The sequence below is a fragment of the Herbidospora sakaeratensis genome (assembly GCF_001570525.1).
Classification (GTDB): Bacteria; Actinomycetota; Actinomycetes; order Streptosporangiales; family Streptosporangiaceae; genus Herbidospora; species Herbidospora sakaeratensis.
The window spans coordinates 97,027-116,748 of record NZ_BBXC01000019.1 but is presented as its reverse complement, the minus strand read 5'-3'; the positions used below and the strand labels follow the sequence as shown (position 1 = coordinate 116,748).

The 19,722-nt window shown below is 68.6% G+C and carries 19 protein-coding genes; 9 read left to right on the top strand and 10 right to left on the bottom strand.

Features of this window, described 5'->3' with window-relative positions:
* Positions 1-3 precede the first annotated feature (3 nt).
* Positions 4-1,491 (bottom strand): sensor histidine kinase, encoded by a 1,488-nt coding sequence (locus AW271_RS29900; protein WP_062340949.1) that lies wholly within the window; start codon positions 1,489-1,491, stop codon positions 4-6.
* Between the two features lie 134 nt (positions 1,492-1,625).
* Here AW271_RS29900 and AW271_RS29895 point away from each other — a divergent pair, with 134 nt between their 5' ends.
* The 5 genes from AW271_RS29895 to AW271_RS29875 are packed head-to-tail and all read left to right on the top strand — an operon-like array spanning position 1,626 to position 5,300.
* Positions 1,626-2,480, top strand: coding sequence for an ABC transporter ATP-binding protein (locus AW271_RS29895; RefSeq protein ID WP_062340948.1), 855 nt, complete (start codon positions 1,626-1,628; stop codon positions 2,478-2,480).
* A gap of 32 nt (positions 2,481-2,512) precedes the next feature.
* Positions 2,513-3,271, top strand: a complete 759-nt coding sequence (locus AW271_RS29890) for an ABC transporter permease (protein ID WP_062341037.1) — start codon at positions 2,513-2,515, stop codon at positions 3,269-3,271.
* A 58-nt stretch (positions 3,272-3,329) separates the two neighbouring features.
* Positions 3,330-4,100 carry a helix-turn-helix domain-containing protein gene (locus AW271_RS29885; RefSeq protein WP_062340947.1) on the top strand — a complete coding sequence of 257 codons (771 nt, stop codon included), beginning with the start codon at positions 3,330-3,332 and terminating at the stop codon, positions 4,098-4,100.
* 27 nt (positions 4,101-4,127) lie between these two features.
* Positions 4,128-4,562 carry an SRPBCC family protein gene (locus AW271_RS29880; protein ID WP_062340946.1) on the top strand — a complete coding sequence of 145 codons (435 nt, stop codon included), beginning with the start codon at positions 4,128-4,130 and terminating at the stop codon, positions 4,560-4,562.
* Between the two features lie 9 nt (positions 4,563-4,571).
* Positions 4,572-5,300 (top strand): metallophosphoesterase, encoded by a 729-nt coding sequence (locus AW271_RS29875; RefSeq protein WP_062340945.1) that lies wholly within the window; start codon positions 4,572-4,574, stop codon positions 5,298-5,300.
* 7 nt (positions 5,301-5,307) lie between these two features.
* On the opposite strand, the gene AW271_RS29870 is transcribed toward AW271_RS29875, so the two are convergent.
* Positions 5,308-7,950 carry a replicative DNA helicase gene (locus AW271_RS29870; RefSeq protein WP_062340944.1) on the bottom strand — a complete coding sequence of 881 codons (2,643 nt, stop codon included), beginning with the start codon at positions 7,948-7,950 and terminating at the stop codon, positions 5,308-5,310.
* A 261-nt stretch (positions 7,951-8,211) separates the two neighbouring features.
* On the opposite strand from AW271_RS29870, the gene AW271_RS29865 reads away from it, so the two are divergent.
* On the top strand, positions 8,212-9,522 hold the full coding sequence (locus tag AW271_RS29865) for an MATE family efflux transporter (protein WP_245653274.1): 1,311 nt from the start codon (positions 8,212-8,214) through the stop codon (positions 9,520-9,522).
* A 424-nt stretch (positions 9,523-9,946) separates the two neighbouring features.
* On the opposite strand, the gene rplI is transcribed toward AW271_RS29865, so the two are convergent.
* From rplI to rpsF, 4 genes are all read right to left on the bottom strand, one after another.
* Positions 9,947-10,393 (bottom strand): 50S ribosomal protein L9, encoded by a 447-nt coding sequence (gene rplI / locus AW271_RS29860; protein ID WP_062340942.1) that lies wholly within the window; start codon positions 10,391-10,393, stop codon positions 9,947-9,949.
* 18 nt (positions 10,394-10,411) lie between these two features.
* Positions 10,412-10,648 carry a 30S ribosomal protein S18 gene (rpsR, locus tag AW271_RS29855; RefSeq protein ID WP_030452635.1) on the bottom strand — a complete coding sequence of 79 codons (237 nt, stop codon included), beginning with the start codon at positions 10,646-10,648 and terminating at the stop codon, positions 10,412-10,414.
* A gap of 61 nt (positions 10,649-10,709) precedes the next feature.
* On the bottom strand, positions 10,710-11,267 hold the full coding sequence (locus AW271_RS29850) for a single-stranded DNA-binding protein (RefSeq protein ID WP_062340941.1): 558 nt from the start codon (positions 11,265-11,267) through the stop codon (positions 10,710-10,712).
* A 68-nt stretch (positions 11,268-11,335) separates the two neighbouring features.
* Positions 11,336-11,626, bottom strand: coding sequence for a 30S ribosomal protein S6 (gene rpsF / locus AW271_RS29845; protein WP_030452633.1), 291 nt, complete (start codon positions 11,624-11,626; stop codon positions 11,336-11,338).
* A gap of 219 nt (positions 11,627-11,845) precedes the next feature.
* Here rpsF and AW271_RS29840 point away from each other — a divergent pair, with 219 nt between their 5' ends.
* A complete protein-coding gene (locus AW271_RS29840) occupies positions 11,846-12,154 on the top strand; it encodes a hypothetical protein (RefSeq protein ID WP_062340940.1) in 309 nt (102 codons plus the stop codon).
* A 56-nt stretch (positions 12,155-12,210) separates the two neighbouring features.
* Here the strand turns inward: AW271_RS29840 and AW271_RS29835 are convergent, their stop codons facing one another.
* Positions 12,211-12,459 carry a hypothetical protein gene (locus AW271_RS29835; RefSeq protein WP_062340939.1) on the bottom strand — a complete coding sequence of 83 codons (249 nt, stop codon included), beginning with the start codon at positions 12,457-12,459 and terminating at the stop codon, positions 12,211-12,213.
* Between the two features lie 39 nt (positions 12,460-12,498).
* Here AW271_RS29835 and AW271_RS29830 point away from each other — a divergent pair, with 39 nt between their 5' ends.
* A complete protein-coding gene (locus tag AW271_RS29830; protein ID WP_062340938.1) occupies positions 12,499-13,269 on the top strand; it encodes a deoxyribonuclease IV in 771 nt (256 codons plus the stop codon).
* Positions 13,270-13,306: 37 nt separating this feature from the next.
* Here the strand turns inward: AW271_RS29830 and AW271_RS29825 are convergent, their stop codons facing one another.
* The 3 genes from AW271_RS29825 to AW271_RS29815 all read right to left on the bottom strand — a co-directional run bounded on the left by AW271_RS29825 (position 13,307) and on the right by AW271_RS29815 (position 18,396).
* Positions 13,307-14,518 carry a glycosyltransferase family 87 protein gene (locus AW271_RS29825; RefSeq protein WP_062340937.1) on the bottom strand — a complete coding sequence of 404 codons (1,212 nt, stop codon included), beginning with the start codon at positions 14,516-14,518 and terminating at the stop codon, positions 13,307-13,309.
* 1 nt (position 14,519) lies between these two features.
* Positions 14,520-15,776, bottom strand: a complete 1,257-nt coding sequence (locus tag AW271_RS29820; RefSeq protein ID WP_245653273.1) for a glycosyltransferase family 87 protein — start codon at positions 15,774-15,776, stop codon at positions 14,520-14,522.
* Between the two features lie 136 nt (positions 15,777-15,912).
* Positions 15,913-18,396 (bottom strand): transglycosylase domain-containing protein, encoded by a 2,484-nt coding sequence (locus AW271_RS29815; RefSeq protein WP_062340936.1) that lies wholly within the window; start codon positions 18,394-18,396, stop codon positions 15,913-15,915.
* Positions 18,397-19,075: 679 nt separating this feature from the next.
* Between AW271_RS29815 and AW271_RS29810 the strand changes: the two genes are divergently transcribed.
* Positions 19,076-19,720, top strand: a complete 645-nt coding sequence (locus tag AW271_RS29810; protein ID WP_062340935.1) for a PadR family transcriptional regulator — start codon at positions 19,076-19,078, stop codon at positions 19,718-19,720.
* Positions 19,721-19,722: the final 2 nt, after the last annotated feature.

The following is a 19,722-nucleotide window of genomic DNA, read 5'->3' as shown; positions in this document are numbered from 1 at the left end:
CGGTCAGCATACGCCCGGACTCTTGCCCGGCGTCGGGTTCAGCCGGATACCGGTCGCCAGCATCGTGGCGCCGAGCGCGATCATGAACGCGACCGTGGGCCACTGGTAGGGAGGCGGCATGTACAGGGCCAGGAACCACGACCGCTCGTCCGGCTGGAAGATCAACATGAACGTCGCCACCAGGCCCTGGGGGAACAGCGGCAACCAGCACAGGCTCCAGCACAGTGCGTAGACCAGGCCGCGCCAGCCCTTCGGCAGCGCGTTGACCGGTTCGAGCTCCTCGTCACCGGGGAGCGCGTCGAGCACCTCGATGGTCGCGGTGGTGCCGCCGCCGGGCGGGCTCGACAGGGCCAGCACCCCGTCGAAGGCCGCCAGCCGCCGCTCGATGCCGGCCAGTCCCCCTCCCGGCGTGGCCTTCGCCCCACCCGGCCCGTCGTCGGTCACCGTCACCCGCAGCGCCCGGCCACGCCGGCTGATGTCGATGGTGACCTTGGACGCCTCGTACCGCGACGCGTTGGTCAGCAACTCGCTGACGGCGAAGTAGACCGCCGACTCGACCGGCGACTCGGGCCGTTCCAGCAGGTCGGCGTGGACCTTGACCTTGAGCGGGCTGTCGAGGGCGAGCGCCCGGATGGCGTCGCCGAGCCCCCGTTCGGCCAGCACGGGCGGGTGGATGCCCCGGACGAGCTGCCGGAGCTCCTGCAGGGCGGTCGCCGACGACTCCCGGGCCTTCGCCAGCAGCGCCTTCGCCGCGTTCGGGTCGTTGTCGACGAGTTGTTCGGCCGCGCCGATCGTCATGCCGACGGCCACCATGCGCGCCTGGGCGCCGTCGTGGAGGTCGCGTTCGATCCTGCGGAGCTCGGCGGCCTGGAGGTCGAGCTGGTCGGCCCTGACCTGGTTGAGCCTGTTGACCTGCCCGACGAGCTGGGTGTTGGCCGTGGGGCCGAGCAGGGCCAGGGCGTACAGGCCATAGTTCTTCAGCGCCGCGGGGGCGAGGAAGAAGGCGGCGACGGAGAGGGCCAGGCCCCAGTACAGGCCCTCCGACAGGGTCAGCCAGATGCCCCAGCCGATGACGAACGTCGGGCCCAGGGCCAGCACCGACCGGGTCCACGGGTCGAGGATGATCCACACCAGCTCACGCCAGGTCGCCGGGTCGGTGATCACCCAGGCCAGCATGCGGTCGATGTGCGGCGAGGTCGCCGTGCGGTAGCGCTTGCCCTTGTGGTGGTAGTAGCCGTCGCGGGCCCGCACCAGCGCGGGCGGCTTGGGGCGGTAGGGGGTGGGGATCTCCACCCCCACCCAGCGGCGCATCAGGTGCCGGTCGATGCCGGCCATGAAGCGGATCAGCCGTACCGACGGTTCGAGCAGGAACACCATGCCCAGGACGGTCGACACCAGCACCCCGAGGATCGACACCAGCGCGACCGGGATCTGGACGACCACCAACGCCGACAGCGCGAGCCCGTAACCGAGCGATCTGACCTGCTTCATGCGTTTCAGTGTGACCGCGCGCAGCCTCGGAGGGGAGTGGACGAAGCCGCCCGAGGGGGGGTGGGGTTTCCTCCACCCCGGATGGGTCACCAGACGCATTACCTCCGAGCTCGCGGATTTCTAGCGTTCTCGGCATGGCAATCATCACGGTTCAGAACCTGCGCAAGCAGTACGGCGCCAAGGTCGCCGTCAAGGACGTCTCGTTCTCCGTGGAAGAGGGCGAGATCTACGGGATCGTCGGCCGCAACGGCGCCGGCAAGACCACGACCGTCGAGTGCGTGGCAGGGCTGCGCAAGCCCGACGGCGGCGCCATCCACGTCGCGGCCGACCTCAAGCAGCAGGTCGGGGTGCAGCTCCAGGAGAGCATCATGCCCGACAAGCTCCGCGTCGGCGAGGCCCTCGACCTGTACGCCTCCTTCTACGCCAACCCCGCCTCGGTGACCGAGCTGCTCGACGAGGTCGGGCTGGACCCCAAGGTGGGCTTCGCCAAACTGTCGGGCGGCCAGCGGCAGCGCCTGTCGATCGCGCTGGCCCTGGTCGGCAACCCCAAGATCGCGATCCTGGACGAGCTGACGACCGGCCTCGACCCGCAGGCCCGGCGTGAGACCTGGGAGCTGATCAGCCGGATCCGCGAGCGCGGCGTGACCGTGCTGCTGGTCAGCCACTTCATGGAAGAGGTCGAACGCCTCTGCGACCGGGTCGCGGTCATCGCCGACGGCACGGTCCTCGCCGTCGACACCCCGGCCGGGCTCATCTCGCGGACGGGCGGCGTGCAGCGCATCACCTTCCGGACGACCGCGCCGGTGGAGAGCCTCAAGTCGCTGCCCGAGGTGCACTCGGTGACCGTCGAGGCCGGCCACGTGACCGTGACCGGAGACCAGAACGTGCTCCGGGCGATCGTCACGGCCCTGCCCGACTCGGCGATCTCCAACCTCAAGACCGAGACCAGCTCGATGGACGACGCCTTCCTCGCCCTCACCGGCGAATGACCATCCCCACCACCGAAGGAGCTCTGCCCGACATGGCCATCACCGCCCCCCAGGTCCGCCGCCTGACCTCGGTCGAGACCAAGCTCTACCTGCGCGAACCCGCCGTCATCTTCTTCGCGGTCGGCCTGCCCATCGCCCTGACGCTGATCCTCGGCGGCACGATCCCCGACTTCATGGACCCCGACCCGGCTCTCGGCGGCCTGCGGCCGATCGACACCCACCTCCCCGGAGTAATGATCATCCTGTCGGTCCTGACCTGCGCGTTCTCGCTGCTGCCGACCGTGCTGGTGACCTACCGGGAGCGCGGCATCCTGAAGCGGATGTCGACCACGCCGGTCAGCCCCGCCACCGTGCTCGGCGTGCAACTGGTGCTCAACGTCGCCATGGCCGTGCTGACCACCGTGCTCATCCTCGTCCTGGCCAATCTCGTGTACGACGTCCCGTTCCCCAAGGCGCCCCTCACCTTCGCCGGAGTGCTCCTGCTGGGCATGGTGTCGTCGTTCGCCATCGGGCTGCTGCTGGCCGGACTCGCGCCCACCTCACGGATCGTCCAGGGGCTCGGCATGGCGGTGTTCTTCCCCTCGCTCTTCTTCGCCGGCATGTGGGTGCCCCACGCTCTGATGCCCGGCGTGCTGCGGACCATCTCCGAGTTCACCCCGTCGGGGGCCTTCGGCGCCGCGCTGGTCGAGGTGCTGTCCACCGGCAGCACCGAGTGGCTGCACATCGTCGTGATGGCCGCATGGGGCGTGGTCGCGGCGATCGTGGCCGTCCGGTTCTTCCGCTGGTCGTGATTACCCGCCGGGTAATCGCCCAGATGACCTGTCAGTGCTTAGGTTCGGAGACGTGACGATGACCTCAGTCGGCCCCCTGCTCCGCGGATGGCGTGAGAACCGCCGGCTCAGCCAGCTCGACCTGTCCGTCGCCGCCGACGTCTCCACCCGGCACATCAGCTTCCTGGAGACCGGCCGGGCCCGTCCCAGCCGCGAGATGATCCTCCGCATCGCCGACTGCCTCGACCTGCCGCTCCGGGAACGCAACCGGCTGCTGCTGTCCGCCGGTTTCGCCCCGGTCTACGGCGAGACCTCTCTCTCCAACCCCCGGATGGCCGCCATTCAGGCGGCCATCCGGCAGGTCCTCACCGGCCACGAGCCCCACCCGGCGGTCGTCGTCGACCAGCGCTGGAACCTGGTCGACGCCAACGCCGGCCTCGCCCTCCTCTCCGAGGGCATCGACCCCGACCTGACCGCCAACGTGCTGCGCGCCTCCCTCCACCCGGAGGGCCTGGCCCCGCGCATCGCCAACCACGGCGAGTGGCGGGCCCACCTGCTCTCCCGCCTGCGCCGCCAGATCGCCTTCACCGCCGACCCGGAGCTCGTCTCCCTGTACGAGGAGCTCCGCGGCTACCCCTGCGACCAGCCCGAACCGGAAATCGAGTTCCCCGGGCCCGGCGACATCTTCGTCCCGCTGCGACTGCGCCACGACGGGGGCGAACTGCGCTTCTTCAGCATCGTGGCGACCTTCGGCACCCCCCTTGACGTGACCGTGGCCGAGTTGGCCATCGAATCGTTCTTTCCCGCCGACGATCACACTCGCCGGGTGATGACAGAATTCGCGAGATAAGATCACGTTCTACCCCGGAGGCCCAGCGTGCCGGCTCAGGTGTTGAAGAACACGTTCCACATCGGCGTCGAACCGAAGGTGGTCCTCGACCATCTGACGACCCCTGAGAACTACATCGGGCTCTCCCCGATCGTGGTCGCCGTGAAGGACGTGGACCGGTCGGCCCCCGGAGTCGTCCGCTACACCGCCACCGAGCGGTTCCGGTTCTTCGGCTTCCTCAAGTGGGACAACCTCATCGCGGTCGAGCTGTTCACCGACGACCACGCCGTGTGGGGAGACGTGAAGAGCCCGGGCGGGGTGCGGATGGCGTACCGATTCGACCTCAGCGCCGAAGGAACCGGGACCCGCGTCGACGACGTGCTCAACCTGTCGGCGCCCCCTCTGATCATCAAGTACGCCGCCTCCGAGGCCCGCAAGGTCCAGCTGGCGCGGGCGCGTATCCTCGTCGAACGGCTCGCCTAGGAGGTCCAGATGATCGTCGTGGCCCACGTCAGCGACACCCACATCGACGGCGGCCCCCGCGCCACCGAACGGGCCGAACGGGTGATGCGCCACGTCGACGGCCTCGCGGTCGACGCCGTGATCGTGACCGGCGACATCGCCGACAACGGCGCCCCGGCCGAATACGAGCTCGCCCGCAAGATCCTGACGACCCGCCACCCGACGCTGATCTGCCCGGGGAACCACGACTCGCGTGCGCCGTTCAGGGAGGTGCTGCTCGGCTCCTCCGGATCGGCACCGGTCGACCAGGTGCTGTCGGTCGGGACCTTCAGCATCGTCCTGGTCGACTCGAGCATCCCGGGGCGGGCCGAGGGGCGGCTCGAGCCCTCGACGCTGGCGTGGCTCGACGAGACGCTCTCGGCGTTGCCGGGCAAGGCGTTCGTAGGCATGCACCACCAGGCGTCGTCGCTGCACAGCCCCTACGTCGACGGGATCGGGCTACGGAACCCGGGCGAGCTGGCCGACGTGCTCGGGCGGCACTCCAACGTGGTGGCGGTGCTCTCGGGCCACGCCCACACGGCCGCGGCCACGACGTTCGCGGGGCTGCCGCTGCTGGTCGGGCCGGGGGTGGTCAGCACGGCGCTGACGCCGTACGAGACCGAGAGCGGGCCGCCGGTGTCGCTGGAGCAGCCGCCGGGGTTCGCGCTGCACGTGTTCGACGGGGAGCACCTGGTCACCCACTATCGGGTGGTTCCCTGAGGGCGGGTCAGTGGCTGGCCATGTCGACGAACCGCGAGTAGTGGCCCTGGAAGGCGACGGTGACCGTCGCGGTGGGGCCGTTTCGGTGCTTGGCCACGATCAGGTCGGCCTCGCCGGCGCGGGGGGACTCGCGCTCGTAGGCGTCTTCGCGGTGGAGCAGGATGACCATGTCGGCGTCCTGCTCGATCGAGTTGTGCAGATTGATGCCATTGGCGACGAAGTTGTGGGTGCCGAGCACGGTCGCGTCGTACACGGGCTGGTCTCCGAGCGGCTCGACGCTCGCGATCTCGTCCCAGAAGACGTCGTTGGTCGCGAGGATCTCCAGATCGGCGTCGTCAAGGACGGTCGCGATGCGGCCCAGCCGTTCACGGCTCGGGGCCGCCCGCCGCATCGCGCTCCCATTGAATGAATGCCCCATGGCGACCGCGAACTCCCGGTGGGTGATCCGTCGCCCAGCGAGGATGTCACGCACCTGGTCCCACACCTTCACGGGTACGGTGTCGAGATTGGTGCCGCCGACCTTGAGCCGGAGTTCGGCCCTGCACCGGTGAGCCTGGGCACCGCGCGCACCATGGACACCGATGTCGTCGAGGAACCGCAGTTGGTTCTCCGCACCGTAGATCACAAGCTGGTAGCCCGGCCGGTATCCCTGCTTCTGGTTCGTCTTGATCCTCGTCATCACGTTGAAGCGCAGCAGCAACCGTGCCACGTCGTCGATCAGCCTGCGACTGGTGGAGGCGTAGTAGATCCGCGCCTGGCCGGCGTTCTCGTCCCACCACACATACCCGTCGGTGGCCCACAGGTGTCGGAGGAACAGGGCGAGCTGCTCTTTCGGCGCGGCGAACATCGGGCCGGGAACGAACTTCTCATGGCTGCGCAGCCCGAACAGGCCGAGATCGTCAAGCCACGCCGCGATGGGGTTCCGCTTGCCGTGTGTCAGATGGAAGGGAGCCGGAAGGCGAAGACTCGTGCACCGAGCCGCCTCGTGTTCGTCGCGAACGGCGGTGATGGCGAAACGGCGGGCCGCGGCCTCGGTGACCGCGACCAGGTTGGCCGCGTCTCGGGACGCGTAGCGGATGGGCTGCCGCCGCACGAACGATCCATCACCGATCATGTGCGCGAGCAGGACGACCTCATCCTCGTCGAGCGCCTTGAGTTCCAACGGCGGCGGTACATGCCGGAGAACCGAGACCCGCGTGCCGGGAGACAGCGTATCGAGGGCGTGCCAGCCGTCGTAGGTGAGGAAAGGATGGTTGCCGGTCGCCTCGATCTCCCGGCCCGACGTCATCCGCACGCGGAAGACCGGCTTGACGCCGCTGCTGAAGACATGGGTCATCGTGCGCGGCACGAGCTTGAGCCGGTCGTCGAGCGACCATACGGGGATGTTCTGAGCCCCCGCCTCCATCAGCTCACCGAGGCTGACCTCCTGCCCGTTGTCGGCCCGCAGGATCCGGCTCGACGCCGTGAGACATCCCGACTCGCGCAGGTCGCTGACCTGGGGCCGCTTGTCGGTGCGTTGCTCGGGGCCACGGTTCAGCTGGGAGATCGCGATGACCGGGACCTCCAGCTCCTTGGCCAGCAGCTTCAGCGCACGTGACAACTCCGACACTTCCTGCTGGCGGCTCTCGGTCCTCTTGGGGGAGCTCATCAGCTGGAGGTAGTCGACGATCACGAACTTCAGGTCGTTGCGCTGCTTCAGGCGGCGGCACTTGGCCCGGATCTCCATCATCGACATGTTGGGGGAGTCGTCGATGAACAGGGGGGCCTGGGCGACCTCGCCCATGCGGCGGGCCATGCGGGTCCAGTCGTCGTCGTTCATCATGCCGGAGCGCATGGCGTGGAGCGCGACCCTGGCCTCTGCGGACAGCAGACGCATGGTGATCTCGTTGCGCGACATTTCCAGCGAGAAGATCGCGGTGGTCATGCCGTGCTTGATTGCCGCAGAACGGGCGAAATCGAGCCCCAGCGTGGACTTGCCGATGGCCGGGCGGGCGGCGACGACGATCATCTGGCCCGGGTGGAGGCCGTTGGTCAGGGCGTCGAGGTCTTGGAAGCCCGTGGGGACGCCGACCATCTGGCCGCCCCGGCTGCCGATCGCCTCGATCTCGTCGAGGGCGCCCGGCATGATCTCGGACAGCGGCAGATAGTCTTCGGACGTGCGGCGCTCGGTGACCTTGTAGATCTCGGCCTGGGCGCGGTCGACCAGGTCGTCGACCTCTTCGTTCTGGCCGCCGTAGCCGTAGGAGACGATGCGGGTGCCGGCTTCGATGAGGCGGCGGAGCACCGCCTGCTCGCGCACGATCTTCGCGTAGTAGCCCGCGTTGGCGGCGGTGGGGACGACGGCGGTCAGCGTGTGGAGGTAGGCGCCGCCGCCCACCCGGCCGACCTCGCCGCGGCGCTGGAGGTCGTTGAAGACCGTGACGGCGTCGGCGGGTTCGCCCCGGCCGTAGAGGTCGGTGATGATCTCGTAGATGATCTGGTGGGCCGGTCGGTAGAAGTCGTCGGCGCGGAGCACCTCGACGACGTCGGCGATGGCGTCTTTGGAGAGGATCATGCCGCCGAGGACGGACTGCTCGGCCTCGATGTTGTGCGGCGGGGTGCGTTCGAAGGACGGCTCGGAAGGCCCTCCGGAGAAGTCGACGACGCTCACTTGGCCCTCCCCCTCGCTCGCACCCACCCCCAGTTGTAGATGACGCCTCCGACAGTTTCCCGCCACCTCACGCCATCAGCAACGTAGGCCTGTGGATAACTCTGTGGACAACCTGTGGACGACGGCCTCCAGGGTGTGGGCAGCTTGGGGATTAGCCTGTGTATAACCTTTCCACATGTCTGTGGATAACCTTCTGAGCTGCGGAGATGTTATCCACCCCCTGTGGATAGAAGTTTTTTCTTGACCGGCAGAATGACTTCCATGTCCCCCGACGATCGCGAGATCCTCCGGCTCGCCGTCCCCGCGTTCGCGGCGCTCGTCGCCGAGCCCCTCTTCCTGCTGGCCGACTACGCCATCGTCGGACGGCTCGGCACCGGGGCGCTCGGCGCGCTGAGCGTCGCGGGCACGATTCTGGCGACGATCGTCAGCCTGTGCGTGTTCCTCGCCTATGGAACCACCGCCGCCGTCGCCCGGCGCATCGGGGCGGGGGCGCGGCGGGAGGCCGTCCAGGGCGGCATGGACGGCCTGTGGCTCGCGACGGCCATCGGGCTCGCCGTGGTCGTGGTCTGCTGGCCCCTCGCACCGTGGCTGGTCGGCCTCGTGGGGGCCGAACCGGCCATCGTCGACGACGCGGTGACCTATCTGCGCGTCAGCCTGCTCGGCGCTCCGGGCATGCTGCTGGTCCTCGCCGGTACGGGTGTGCTGCGCGGCCTCCAGGACACGGTGACTCCCCTGGTCGTCTCCGTGGGCGGGTTCGCCCTGAACGCGGCGCTGAACGCCTGGTTCGTCCTGGGCCTCGACTGGGGGCTGGCCGGCTCCGCCTCCGGCACGGCGGCCGCGCAGACGCTCATGGCGGCGGCCTATCTGGTCATGGTGGTGCGGGGCGCGCGGCGGGAGGGCGCGTCGTTGCGGCCCGACCTGTCGGGCATCAAGGCGTCGGGCCTGGCCGGGATCGCGATCCTCATCCGCACGCTCTGCCTGCGGATCGTGCTCATCGTGGCCACCGTGATGGCGGCCCGGATGGGCACCGCCCAAGTGGCCGCCCACGGCATCATGTTCCAGATCTGGACCCTGCTCGCCTACGCCCTCGACGCCATCGCGATCGCCGGTCAGGCCATCATCGGCCGCCAACTCGGGGCCGGGGCACTGACGGCGGCCCGGCGGGCGACCTGGCGGATGGTCCTGTGGGGCATCGGTTCGGGCGTGGTCCTCGGCCTCGGACTGCTGGCCGCCGGGCCGTTCGTTCCCGCCCTGTTCGACGCCGACCCCGCCGTGACGGCGGCCCTGGCATCGATCATCTGGATCGCGGCCGTCCTCCAGCCGCCGGCGGGTGTGGTGTTCGTGCTCGACGGGGTGCTGATCGGCGCGGGCGACCAGCGCTATCTGGCGTGGGCCGCGGTCGCGACGACCGTCGCGTTCCTGCCCTTCGCATTGGTGGCCGGCAGCCTGGCGGGGTTGTGGCTGGCCATCGGCGTGTGGATGGCCGCCCGTCTGATCACTTTGGGCACCCGCGCCTACGGCTCGAAGTGGCTGGTCGCCGGCCCGACCGTCACCAGACCCCCAGCCTCCTGACCGCGACGAGCGCCCGTGGGCGTTCTGTCCGAGCCCGACCTGTCTCCGCACAGGCCAGCCGGATGACCCAACGCGGGTGAGCCCGGCCGACCCGGCGCTCCCCACGCGCAGGCTCTCCGCACAGACCAGCCGGATGACCCAACACAGGTGAGCCCGCCCGATCTGGCCCTCCCTAGGCGCAGATTCTCCACTCAGACCGGTCAGATCCCTAGCGCTGCCCATACGCCGGTTCTCCGCACAGGCCAGCCGGGTGACCTGGCGCGGGTGAGCCCGGCCGAGTAGGTGCGCTCCAGGCGATGTCCACGCCCTCATCTGACTCGGAGGTCGAAGCCGGCCGCTCTCACCTGACCCGGAGCGCCGAATCCTTCGGCGAGCACGACGAAGCCCCCTCCGGCGGGCCGGAAGGGGCTTCGGGTGGCCGGGATCAGACGGCCAGGACCTCGATGTCGACCGCGGCGGCGACCTCCGGGTGCAGCTTGACGCTGACCCGGTGGGTGCCGGTGGTCTTGATCGCGTTGTCGATGACGATGCGACGGCGGTCGAGGGTCGGGCCGCCGGCCGCCTTGACGGCGTCGGCGATGTCGCCCGTGGTGATCGAGCCGAAGAGGCGGCCCGAAGCGCCGGCCTTGGTCTTCAGCTTGACCTTGAGGGCGCCGAGCTGGCCGGCGACCTCCTTGGCGGTGCCCAGGTCGCGGATCTCGCGGGCGTCGCGCGCCTTCTTGATCGAGGCGATCTGGGTCTCCGCGCCGCGCGTCCACAGGATCGCGTACTGGCGCGGGATGAGGTAGTTGCGGCCGTAGCCGTTCTTGACCTCGACGATGTCGCCAGGGGCGCCGAGGCCGGAGACCTCAGTGGTCAGAATGAGCTTCATTTTCCCAAGGCTCCTTTCTTAGCGCGCGGTGGAGGTGTAGGGCAGCAGCGCCATCTCGCGGGCGTTCTTGATCGCGGTGGCGACGTCGCGCTGGTGCTGGGTGCAGTTGCCCGTCACCCGGCGGGCGCGGATCTTGCCGCGGTCGGAAATGAACTTCCGCAGCAGGCCCGTGTCCTTGTAGTCGACGTAGGAGATCTTGTCGTGGCAGAACAGGCAAACCTTCTTCTTGGGCTTGCGCAGTGCCGGCTTGGCCATCGTGGTGCTCCTTTCAGAGCCCCGCGCGAAGCGGGAATGGTCGCTCGGTTTTCATATGGATTTAGAAAGGCGGTTCGTCGCTGTAGTCGCCGCCGAAGCCGCCGCCGCCCTGCGGGCTGCCGCCGCTGTAGCCGCCGCCACCACCGCCGCCGCCGCCCTGGAAGCCGCCGCCACCGGACGGGGCCGGGGACGCGCTGGCCCAGGGGTCGTTGGCGGGGCCGCCGAAGCCGCCGCCGCCTCCGCCGCCCTGACGGGCGGTCTTGTTGACCTTGGCGGTGGCGTTGCGCAGCGAGGGGCCGACCTCGTCGACCTCGACCTCGTAGACGGTGCGCTTCTCGCCTTCCTTGGTTTCGTACGACCGCTGGCGCAGCCGGCCCTGCACGATCACCCGCATGCCGCGCTGGAGGCTCTCGGCGACGTTCTCCGCCGCCTGACGCCAGACGTTGCAAGTGAGGAACAGGCCCTCGCCGTCTTTCCACTCGTTGGTCTGCTTGTCGAGGAACCGCGGAGTGGACGCGATGCGGAACCGGGCCACCGCCTGCCCCGTGGGCGTGAAGCGGAGCTCGGGGTCGTCGACAAGGTTGCCGACGATGGTGATTGTGGTGTCGCCTGCTGCCATCGGTCGTAGCCTTTCGTATCCCGCCGACGTATTAGTCGCCCAGCGTAAAGCCAGGCTCCGACAAAACGTCAGTGAAGTTCGGGACGCAGCACCTTCGTACGAAGAATGCCCTCATTGAGGTTGAGCTGACGGTCCAGCTCCTTGACCGTGGCCGGCTCGGCCGAGAGGTCGACGACGGCGTAGATGCCCTCGGACTTCTTGTCGATGTCGTAGGACAGCCGGCGACGGCCCCAGACTTCGACCTTCTCCACGGTGCCACCGTCGTTGCGGACGACGGCGAGGAACTGGTCGAGTGAGGGCTGCACGGTGCGCTCATCGAGGGACGGGTCGAGGATGACCATCATCTCGTATCGACGCATGCGGAATCCAACCTCCTCTGGACTCTGCGGCCACGACGCCTTGCCGTGACAGGAGGACGCGCGTCCTTAGCAGACGCAGCCCGTCAAGGCTACCAGGGCGGCGGTTGTGTCCGGTCCGGTCCGGGAATCCTGAGGGGAAGCGAGATGCGGACGGCCGAAGGCCGGCCGTGGCTCGCGTTCTGAACCTGCCTGAAAAGACAGGAGAAGGGGGTGGCGCTTATGCCACACATCTTGGATCCCGTCGCGGGCCAGCCGCGAAAACTCACGCTCAACACCGACGGCCGGCCCCATCGGCTGCAGAACGTCCTGTGTCTTTCGGTGTTCACGATCGGCGTCTTCGCCTTCGTCTTCGGGTTCGTCGTGGCCCTCCACGTGCCCGCGTCGTGGCTGGGCGCGGTCGGCTTCTTCACTGGGCTGTTCTCCCAGTTCATCTCGGTGACCACGCCCCAGCGGGTGTTCAACATCATGGGCATCGTGGGGTCGTTCGTCGGCGCCGGGCTGGGCATCGCCCACGGCGGATTCGTCTAGACGTCCACGGGCGAAAAGAAAGGCCGCAGCACGCGCTGCGGCCTTTTCCATGGAAATCACTTGCCGATATGCAGGTCCACCCCGAGAAGGACGAGGAACCAGAGGAAGATCGAAAGAAGGGCCTCGGCGATGTCGCGAAGAATGCCGGGCGTGAGGTAGTCGTAGACCCACGCCACGTAAATGCCGACCAGGATGTAGATCAGCAGGATGAAACTCCCGACCCGGTAGCGCATGTCGTCTCCTTTTGTCGTGACGCGCGAGACGCAGGGCGCGTCAACCGCCATCGCGACTGCCCGGACGATCACCTTTGAAACGCTCTTCAAAAGCCCGTTAGGCTCGACTACATGGTGCGTATCGGAGCTCATGTCGACCAGGACGACCCGCTGGCCCACGCCGCCGCTCGCGAGGCCGAGGTGGTGCAGTTCTTCCTCGGTGATCCGCAGGGGTTCAAGGGGCCGGTCATGCCCGCGAGCGCCGACGCGATCCGCGAGTCCGATGTGCAGGTCTTCGTCCACGCCCCTTATCTGATCAACGTCGCCACGACGAACAACCGCATCCGCATCCCCAGCCGCAAGCTGCTGGAGGGCCAGCTCAAGGCCGCGGCCGAGCTCGGCGCGACCGGGCTGATCGTGCACGGCGGCCACCTGAACAAGGGCGAAGACCCGCAGAAGGGGTTCGACAACTGGGGCAAGGTGTTCGAGCGTATGGACTGCCCGATCCCCGTCCTGATCGAGAACACGGCCGGGGGCGACAACGCCATGACCCGCCACCTCGACACGATCGCCCGGCTCTGGGACGCGGTGACCGCGAAGGCCCGCGAGCCGGAGAAGATCGGCTTCTGCCTCGACACCTGTCACGCCCACGCCGCCGGGGAGAACCTCGAGGGCATCGTCGACCGGGTCATGGCGATCACCGGCCGCATCGACCTGGTCCACTGCAACGACTCGCGGGACGCGTTCGACTCGGGCGCCGACCGACACACGAACCTGGGGCACGGGCAGATCGACCCGGAGCTGATCCTGGAGATCTGCCGCCAGGCCGGCGCCCCCATCGTGGTGGAGACGCCGGGCGACGGCCAGGCCGACGACATCGCCTTCCTCAGAAAAAATCTTTAATCCACAGCCTGTGGATAAAGTCTGCGGATTCCCGCGCTCAAGAAGTGGGTACGGTCTGGAGCTCCCGCTCGCCGGCGTCGTCTTCGGCCGGGGGGCGGCGGGTGCTCGTCCACAACCTTCTGAACGACAACACCGCGGCCATCAGCAGCAGCAGGTTGCGGGCGGCCAGCACCAGGGTGCCGGGCAGTTCGCCCTTCCACGAGTAGTGCTCCTCGATCCACGGATAGGCGATCCCGGTCAGCAGCGTGGCCGCCAGCAGCAACCACGCCACCTCTTTCTGGCTCGACCTCGGCACCGAGAACACCACGGCGGCCAGGCCGATGAGCCAGATCATGTACTGGGGTGAGAGCACCCGGCTGGTCACCACGAGCAGCAGCACGGTCGTCAGCGCCGCGTCGTAGAACGTGGCCTCGGTCGGGTGGGCCCGCAACCACCACACGACGAGCAGCACCGCCGCGATCGGGGTGGCCAGCACCGCGATCGTGATAGCCGTCTCGACCCCCGGGCCGGCCAGTTCCATCGCGCCGTGCTGGTAGGTGGAGAAGCCGCCCCACAGGCCGAGGGCGCGCAGCAGCACGAACGGCGTCGCGGCCATCGACTCCACCTGGAGGCCGCGTTCCTGCTGGGCGGTCAGGAAGTCGAGCGCGTTGGGCATGACCAGCGCGGTCGCGCCGCAGGCCACCACGGTGGCGGCCACCGCCGAGGCGCTGCCGGTGAGCAACTCGCGCCAGCGGCGCAGCCCGGCCAGCAGCGCGATCGGCCACACCTTGATCGAGAATCCGATGCCGATGAGCGCGCCCCGCACCGCCGCGTCGGTGGACGCCGTCAGCGCCGCCACCGCGAAGATCGCCACCATCAGGTCGTAGCGGGCGATCAGCAGCGGCCCGAGCAGCACCGGCCCGACCACCCAGGCCCACAGGGCCCCGTTCCCGCCGCCGGTACGCCGGCAGAACCGCCAGATCAGCAGCAGGATCCCCAGGTCGCACAGGATCGCGATCAGGAAGAACGACACCAGGTAGTCGAAGAACGGCAGCAGGTGCGGCACCAGCATCGGGATGGCCGCGAACGGCGGATACTGCCACTTGTCGTCGTTGTCGGGGAACTGCCCGGTGAGCAGGACGTTCGACCAGTCGGAGTAGAGCCGGATGTCGTTCTCGAACGACATCGAGAAACCCACCGGAATGATCTGCATCGCGGCCAGGAACAGCAGGACGCGGGTCAGCAGCCACACCGGAGCGGCGTATCGCATCTCAGCTCGTTTCGGTCTTGGCGGCCCGGCGGAACAGCACGAACCGATCGGGCGCCCCGTCAAACACCCCACCCGCCTGGTCGTCGATCCCGGCGACCCTGACGACGTCGCGGTCGGGCATCAGGATGTCGAGCACGACCAGCACCATCAGCGCGATGACGGCCAGCGCCCGCGCCCAGACGGCCAGGAAGTAGGGCCCGTCGCCGATGCCCTGCGCCGTGTGGTTGGGGTCCATGCCGACGAAGTAGAGCCAGATGGCGAAGAAGTACCAGACCTCGGTCACCTGCCACACCGCGAGCGAGGGCCACTTCGGCCGGGCGAGCACCGCGAAGGGCATCAGCCACAACACGTACTGGGGCGACCAGACCTTGTTGGTGACCATGAACGCGGCCAGCGCCAGGAAGCAGATCTGCATCAGCCGGGGCCGGGTGGGCGCGGCGAGGGTGAGGATCGCGATGCCGAGCAGCAGCACGCCGACCGCGATCATCGCCATCAGGTTCAGGTGTTCGCCGTCGGCCAGGATGCCCCACTGGTACTTCTGGAAGAAGAACCACAGGCCGCCCCAGTCGACCCCGCGCTCGCTGCTGAAGGTGTAGAAGCGCTTCCAGCCGTCGAAGCTGGCCAGCATGACCGGCCCGTTGGCCAGCAGCCACACGCCGACCGCCGCGCCGAGCATCTTCAGGAACGGTCCCCACTTGGCGGTGCGCACGGTCAGCAGGAACAGCGCCCCGAGGAACATCAGCGGGTAGAACTTGGTCGCCACCGCCAGGGCCAGCAGCGCCCCGGCGAGGTAGTGGCGCTCGCGCGCCCAGGCGAGCAGCCCGCCGAGCGCGAGCGCTCCGGCGGCCAGGTCCCAGTTGATGTACGCCGACAAGATGACCGCGGGAGCCAGGGCGTACCAGAGGGCGTCCCACTTGCGGGTCGGCCCGGCGAGCGCGGCCATGCACAACACGCCGATCACCAGGCTGACGCCCATGAGGATGACGGTGAGGTCGTAGAAGCGGACCGCGTCGCCGAACGACAGGCGGCGCACCAGCTCCATGATCCCGCCGATGCCGACGGGATATTCGACCTCTCCCTGAATGTAAGGGATCTTTCCTTCATTCAGGCCGCGGGCGAACCACAACGGATAGATGTCGGTGTAGCAGAAGTTCGTGTACTGATCGATGCCGGAGTTCCAGGCCCCGCCGAACCGGCAGGCGGACTTCCAGTAGTAGGCCAGGATCGCGCCCAACGAGGCCAGCAGGCCCAGCGGCACATATGGAATGAGTCCGTTTACGACCGCCGCGCGCGGCCCGGGGGCTTCCGTCGTCCGGGTCATCATGAGGCCATTCGATCAGGTGTCGGGGTGTCGCACTGTACCGGCGACACCCCGACCTGGACGAGTCCGAACCCTACGACTTACGTCCCGACGAGGCAGGGGGAGCCTGCTGCTGCGCCGGGGTGGCCGGCGAGCTGAACGGATCGAACGGCACTTCGCCGCCGCCGTCGGGGATGTCGACCTCGCACTCGGGCGCGCCCGGGAAGCACTCGCTCTCGCCAGGGCCGCCGCCGTCGTCCTCCCACGGCAGGGTCGGCTCCTCGATGACCTCCTCCTCCGGCTTGGGCGTCGGAGTCGGGCTGGGCACGATGTTCTCGGGGGCGCCGACCCCGGCCTTCGGCGGGAACTGCGCGACCGGCTTGTTCTTGTGGGCCTCCAGCATGAACTCCCGCCAGATGCGGGTCGGGAAGCTGGCGCCGGCGAAGCCGAGCGACACCTCGTAGGGCTGGCTGTACGGGTTGGCCATCGTGAACTTGGGGTCACCCGTCTCCGGCGTCTTGCCCTTCCAGTAGGGGCAGCGCGCGTTCACCGGGGGCACGACCTTGCCGCTCTTGGTCCGGCACTCCTCGCGGTACATGCCGACGGCGGTGGAGACCTGCGGGGTGAACCCGACGAACCAGGCCTCCTTCTCCTCGTTGTTGGTGCCCGTCTTGCCGCCGGCCGGACGGCCGATGCCCTGGCCGCCGGCCGTACCGGACTTGAGGACCTCCTCCAGCGCGACGACCGCGTCGGCGGACGCCTCGGCCGAGATGACCTGCTTGACCGGCTTGCGCTCGGGGTACTTGAGCTGCTTGCCCTGGTAGACGCCCTTGATCACGTGGTAGTTCACGTGCTTGCCGGCGTTGGCGAAGATCGAGTATCCGGCGGCCTGCTCCACGGCGGTGACCTGGGCCGAGCCGATCGAGAACTGGTAGGTGCCGCGCTTGATGTCGGCGTCCATGCGCTGCTCGGAGAAGCCGGCCTCGACCACGATGTCGCGGACCGAGCTGAGCTTGCCGATCGTGCCGGTGTCCTCGTCGAGCTTGTAGGCCATCGAGACGTAGGCGGTGTTGACCGAGGCCGAGGTCGCGGTGATCGCGGTGACCGCCGCGGGGCCGCCGTGGTCGTTGGTGAAACCGCCCCTGGCCTGGCCGGGGATCTCCTTCGGCACGGTCTCGTTGCCGGGCAGCCAGCTGTTCAGGCTGTAGCCGGCGTCGAGCCACGCGGCCAGCACGTAGGGCTTGAACGCCGAGGCGGCCTGCTTGGCGGAGTCGAAGGGCTCGTTCCAGTTGTCCTTGACGTAGTCGTCGCCGCCGTAGAAGGCGATCACCCGGCCGTTGGTCGGGTCGACCGCCGCCAGGCTGGTGTGCACCTCGCGGGTGTTCGGCACGCCCGCCATGACGTTCTTGACGACCTTCTGGGCCGTCTTCATGAGCTTCGGGTCGAAGGTCGTGACGATCTTGTAGCCGCCGCTCTGGATCGCCTCCTCCGTCAGACCACGGCCCTTGAGCTCGTGGATGGCCACGGAGACCATGTAGCCCTTGAGGCCGCCCATCTCGTTGAGGTTGGGGTCCTTGATGGTCTTCGGGAACTTGGCGGTCTGCGGCAGGTTGCCGTACTTGGCCGGGTCGAGCCGGGCCATCGCGGCGACGACGTCCTTGAAGCGCGACTGGAGCGCGGGCTCGTCGGCCGACCAGCTCGGGGTCTGGACGCGGGCCGCCAGGTAGGCCGCCTGGTTCACGTCGAGCTTGGCGGCGGTCATCTTCTTGCCGAAGTAGGCCTGCGCGGCGGCCTCGATGCCGTAGGCCCGGCCGAAGTTGATCGTGTTCAGGTACTGCTCGAGGATCTCGTCCTTCTCCATGGTCTTGTTGATCTTCACCGCGACGAAGATCTCCATGACCTTTCGCTTGACCGAGACGTCCTGGCTCAGCCCGTCGTAGTAGTTGCGGGCCATCTGCTGGGTGATCGTCGAGGCGCCCTGGAGCTGCTGGCCCGTGGCGGTCATCCACACCGAACGGAACATGGCGGGGATGGAGATGCCCGAGTCCTCGCGGAAGGTGTCGTTCTCGATCGCGATGACCGCGTCCTGCAGCGTCTTCGAGATCTTGGAGATGTCGACGATGACGCGCTTGGTGCCGAGGTGGGCGATCGGGGTCTTGCCGTCGGCGTAGTAGACGGTGGAGCCCTGGGCGAGCGCCTCGGCCTGCGCGTCGTTCTTGTCGGGGACCGGGGTGTTGGCGTACGCGATCGCGATCATGCCGAACACGCCGGCGACGACGACCGTGACGCCGGCCACGACGATCTTCCAGCTCGGCACGAACCGGCGCCAGCCGGTGCGGCGGCGCGGCTCGTCATCGTCGTCGTCGAAGTCGTCGGGCCCCTTCGGACCACCTGGGCCGCCGGGCCCGCCTCCGGGCAGGGGCTGCGGCGGGCCGCCGCGGCGGCGTCGGCCGCCGCTGCCGGCGCCCATCATCTGGGTCGACTCACCCTCGACAGGACGCTGGAAGCCGCCCGTGGCGCCGGCCGGCGCGACGGGCCTCGGGCCCTGCGGGAAGGGCAGGTTCCCGCCCGGGCTCACGGGCCCACCTGGTGGGCGGCCTATGCGGGTGGGCTGACCCGCGCCCGGCTGACCGGGGCCCGCGGGTGGGGGAACGGCGCCCATGGAGGCGGTGTCCTCGAATGCGGCCTCCTGGCGGCGGCCGGGCTGGCCGGGCCGCGGGGCGGGGGGCTGCGCGGGTGGCGCGCCCCAGCCGCCGGTCACCGGCTGATGCGGCGGTGCCTGCGGTGCCTGAGGGGGAGCCGATTCTGCGGGCGAGCGACGGCGCCGCCCAGGTCGGGGCCCACGGCCGGCGCCCTCCGAGGGGCCGCCCGTCTGTCCCGGGCCATAGCTGCTGTTACTCACGCGTCCTCGTCAAAGTTCGTGGGGAATGCTCGTCGACGTCTACTCGGCGTCTGTCCCGAGGACGTACGAGACCACCAGACGGTTCCGGTCACAACCTTGACAGGTCTCCGGCGCCCCGTCGGGGTATTCGCCGGATTCATGGGCCATCGGGGCCCTTGCTGACCGGGCTTTTACCCAGCGTACGGGCATGGTTCCGGGCCGCATCGGCCCTCCTGCCACTCCCGTCCGCTGTGACCACATGTGGGCAAGATTACGTCCCTTTGCCAAATCCTGCCCAACCGTTGGCCGTTACCCCAGGCAGATCGGCCGTCCGCAGCTCGCGTTGCACGCCCTGACGCCGCGACGTATCCTGCAGATGTATCAGCTCGATACATCGACCAAGAATACCGAGGAGGTGCCTCCAGTGACCGGGTCCAGAAACGGCGTTCTGGAGCTCGCCGTCCTCGGCTCACTGCACGAGAACCCGCTGCACGGCTACGAGCTGCGCAAGCGCCTCAACACCCTGCTCGGGATGTTCCGCGCGTTCTCCTACGGCTCGCTCTACCCATGCTTGAAGGGTTTGCTCACCGACGGCCTGATCGTCGAGGAGGAACCCCCGGACGACGTGGTCCTCGGCCGCCGGTCGAAGATCGTTTACAAGCTCACCGCCGAGGGCAAGGAGCGCCTCCAGGAGTTGCTGACCCAAGCGGGTCCCTCCTCCTGGGAGGACGAGAGCTTCGGCATCCACTTCGCGTTCTTCCGTCACACGGAGGCCGAAGTACGCCTGCGGATCCTCGAAGGGCGGCGCAGCCGCCTGGAGGAACGAATGGAAAACGTCCGCACGGCCCTGGCCCGAACCCGTGAGCGGCTCGACAGCTACACCCTCGAGCTGCAGCGGCACGGCCTGGAGTCGGTGGAACGTGAGGTCCGCTGGCTCAACGAGCTGATCAACACTGAACGGGCGCAAGCCGCCGATAAAAGCCAATCAGAACGGGACGAGCGTCCCGGTTCCGATGAATAACG

What these genes read in the sequence shown, in the direction of transcription:
- AW271_RS29830 (WP_062340938.1), top strand. Translation starts at nt 12,499, where the DNA reads ATGGTGCGTATCGGAGCTCATGTCGACCAGGACGACCCGCTGGCCCAC.
- AW271_RS29850 (WP_062340941.1), bottom strand. Translation starts at nt 11,267, where the DNA reads ATGGCAGCAGGCGACACCACAATCACCATCGTCGGCAACCTTGTCGAC.
- AW271_RS29825 (WP_062340937.1), bottom strand. Translation starts at nt 14,518, where the DNA reads ATGCGATACGCCGCTCCGGTGTGGCTGCTGACCCGCGTCCTGCTGTTC.
- AW271_RS29875 (WP_062340945.1), top strand. Translation starts at nt 4,572, where the DNA reads ATGATCGTCGTGGCCCACGTCAGCGACACCCACATCGACGGCGGCCCC.
- rpsF (WP_030452633.1), bottom strand. Translation starts at nt 11,626, where the DNA reads ATGCGTCGATACGAGATGATGGTCATCCTCGACCCGTCCCTCGATGAG.
- AW271_RS29890 (WP_062341037.1), top strand. Translation starts at nt 2,513, where the DNA reads ATGGCCATCACCGCCCCCCAGGTCCGCCGCCTGACCTCGGTCGAGACC.
- AW271_RS29900 (WP_062340949.1), bottom strand. Translation starts at nt 1,491, where the DNA reads ATGAAGCAGGTCAGATCGCTCGGTTACGGGCTCGCGCTGTCGGCGTTG.
- AW271_RS29885 (WP_062340947.1), top strand. Translation starts at nt 3,330, where the DNA reads ATGACCTCAGTCGGCCCCCTGCTCCGCGGATGGCGTGAGAACCGCCGG.
- AW271_RS29895 (WP_062340948.1), top strand. Translation starts at nt 1,626, where the DNA reads ATGGCAATCATCACGGTTCAGAACCTGCGCAAGCAGTACGGCGCCAAG.
- AW271_RS29865 (WP_245653274.1), top strand. Translation starts at nt 8,212, where the DNA reads ATGTCCCCCGACGATCGCGAGATCCTCCGGCTCGCCGTCCCCGCGTTC.
- rplI (WP_062340942.1), bottom strand. Translation starts at nt 10,393, where the DNA reads ATGAAGCTCATTCTGACCACTGAGGTCTCCGGCCTCGGCGCCCCTGGC.
- rpsR (WP_030452635.1), bottom strand. Translation starts at nt 10,648, where the DNA reads ATGGCCAAGCCGGCACTGCGCAAGCCCAAGAAGAAGGTTTGCCTGTTC.
- AW271_RS29840 (WP_062340940.1), top strand. Translation starts at nt 11,846, where the DNA reads ATGCCACACATCTTGGATCCCGTCGCGGGCCAGCCGCGAAAACTCACG.
- AW271_RS29810 (WP_062340935.1), top strand. Translation starts at nt 19,076, where the DNA reads ATGTATCAGCTCGATACATCGACCAAGAATACCGAGGAGGTGCCTCCA.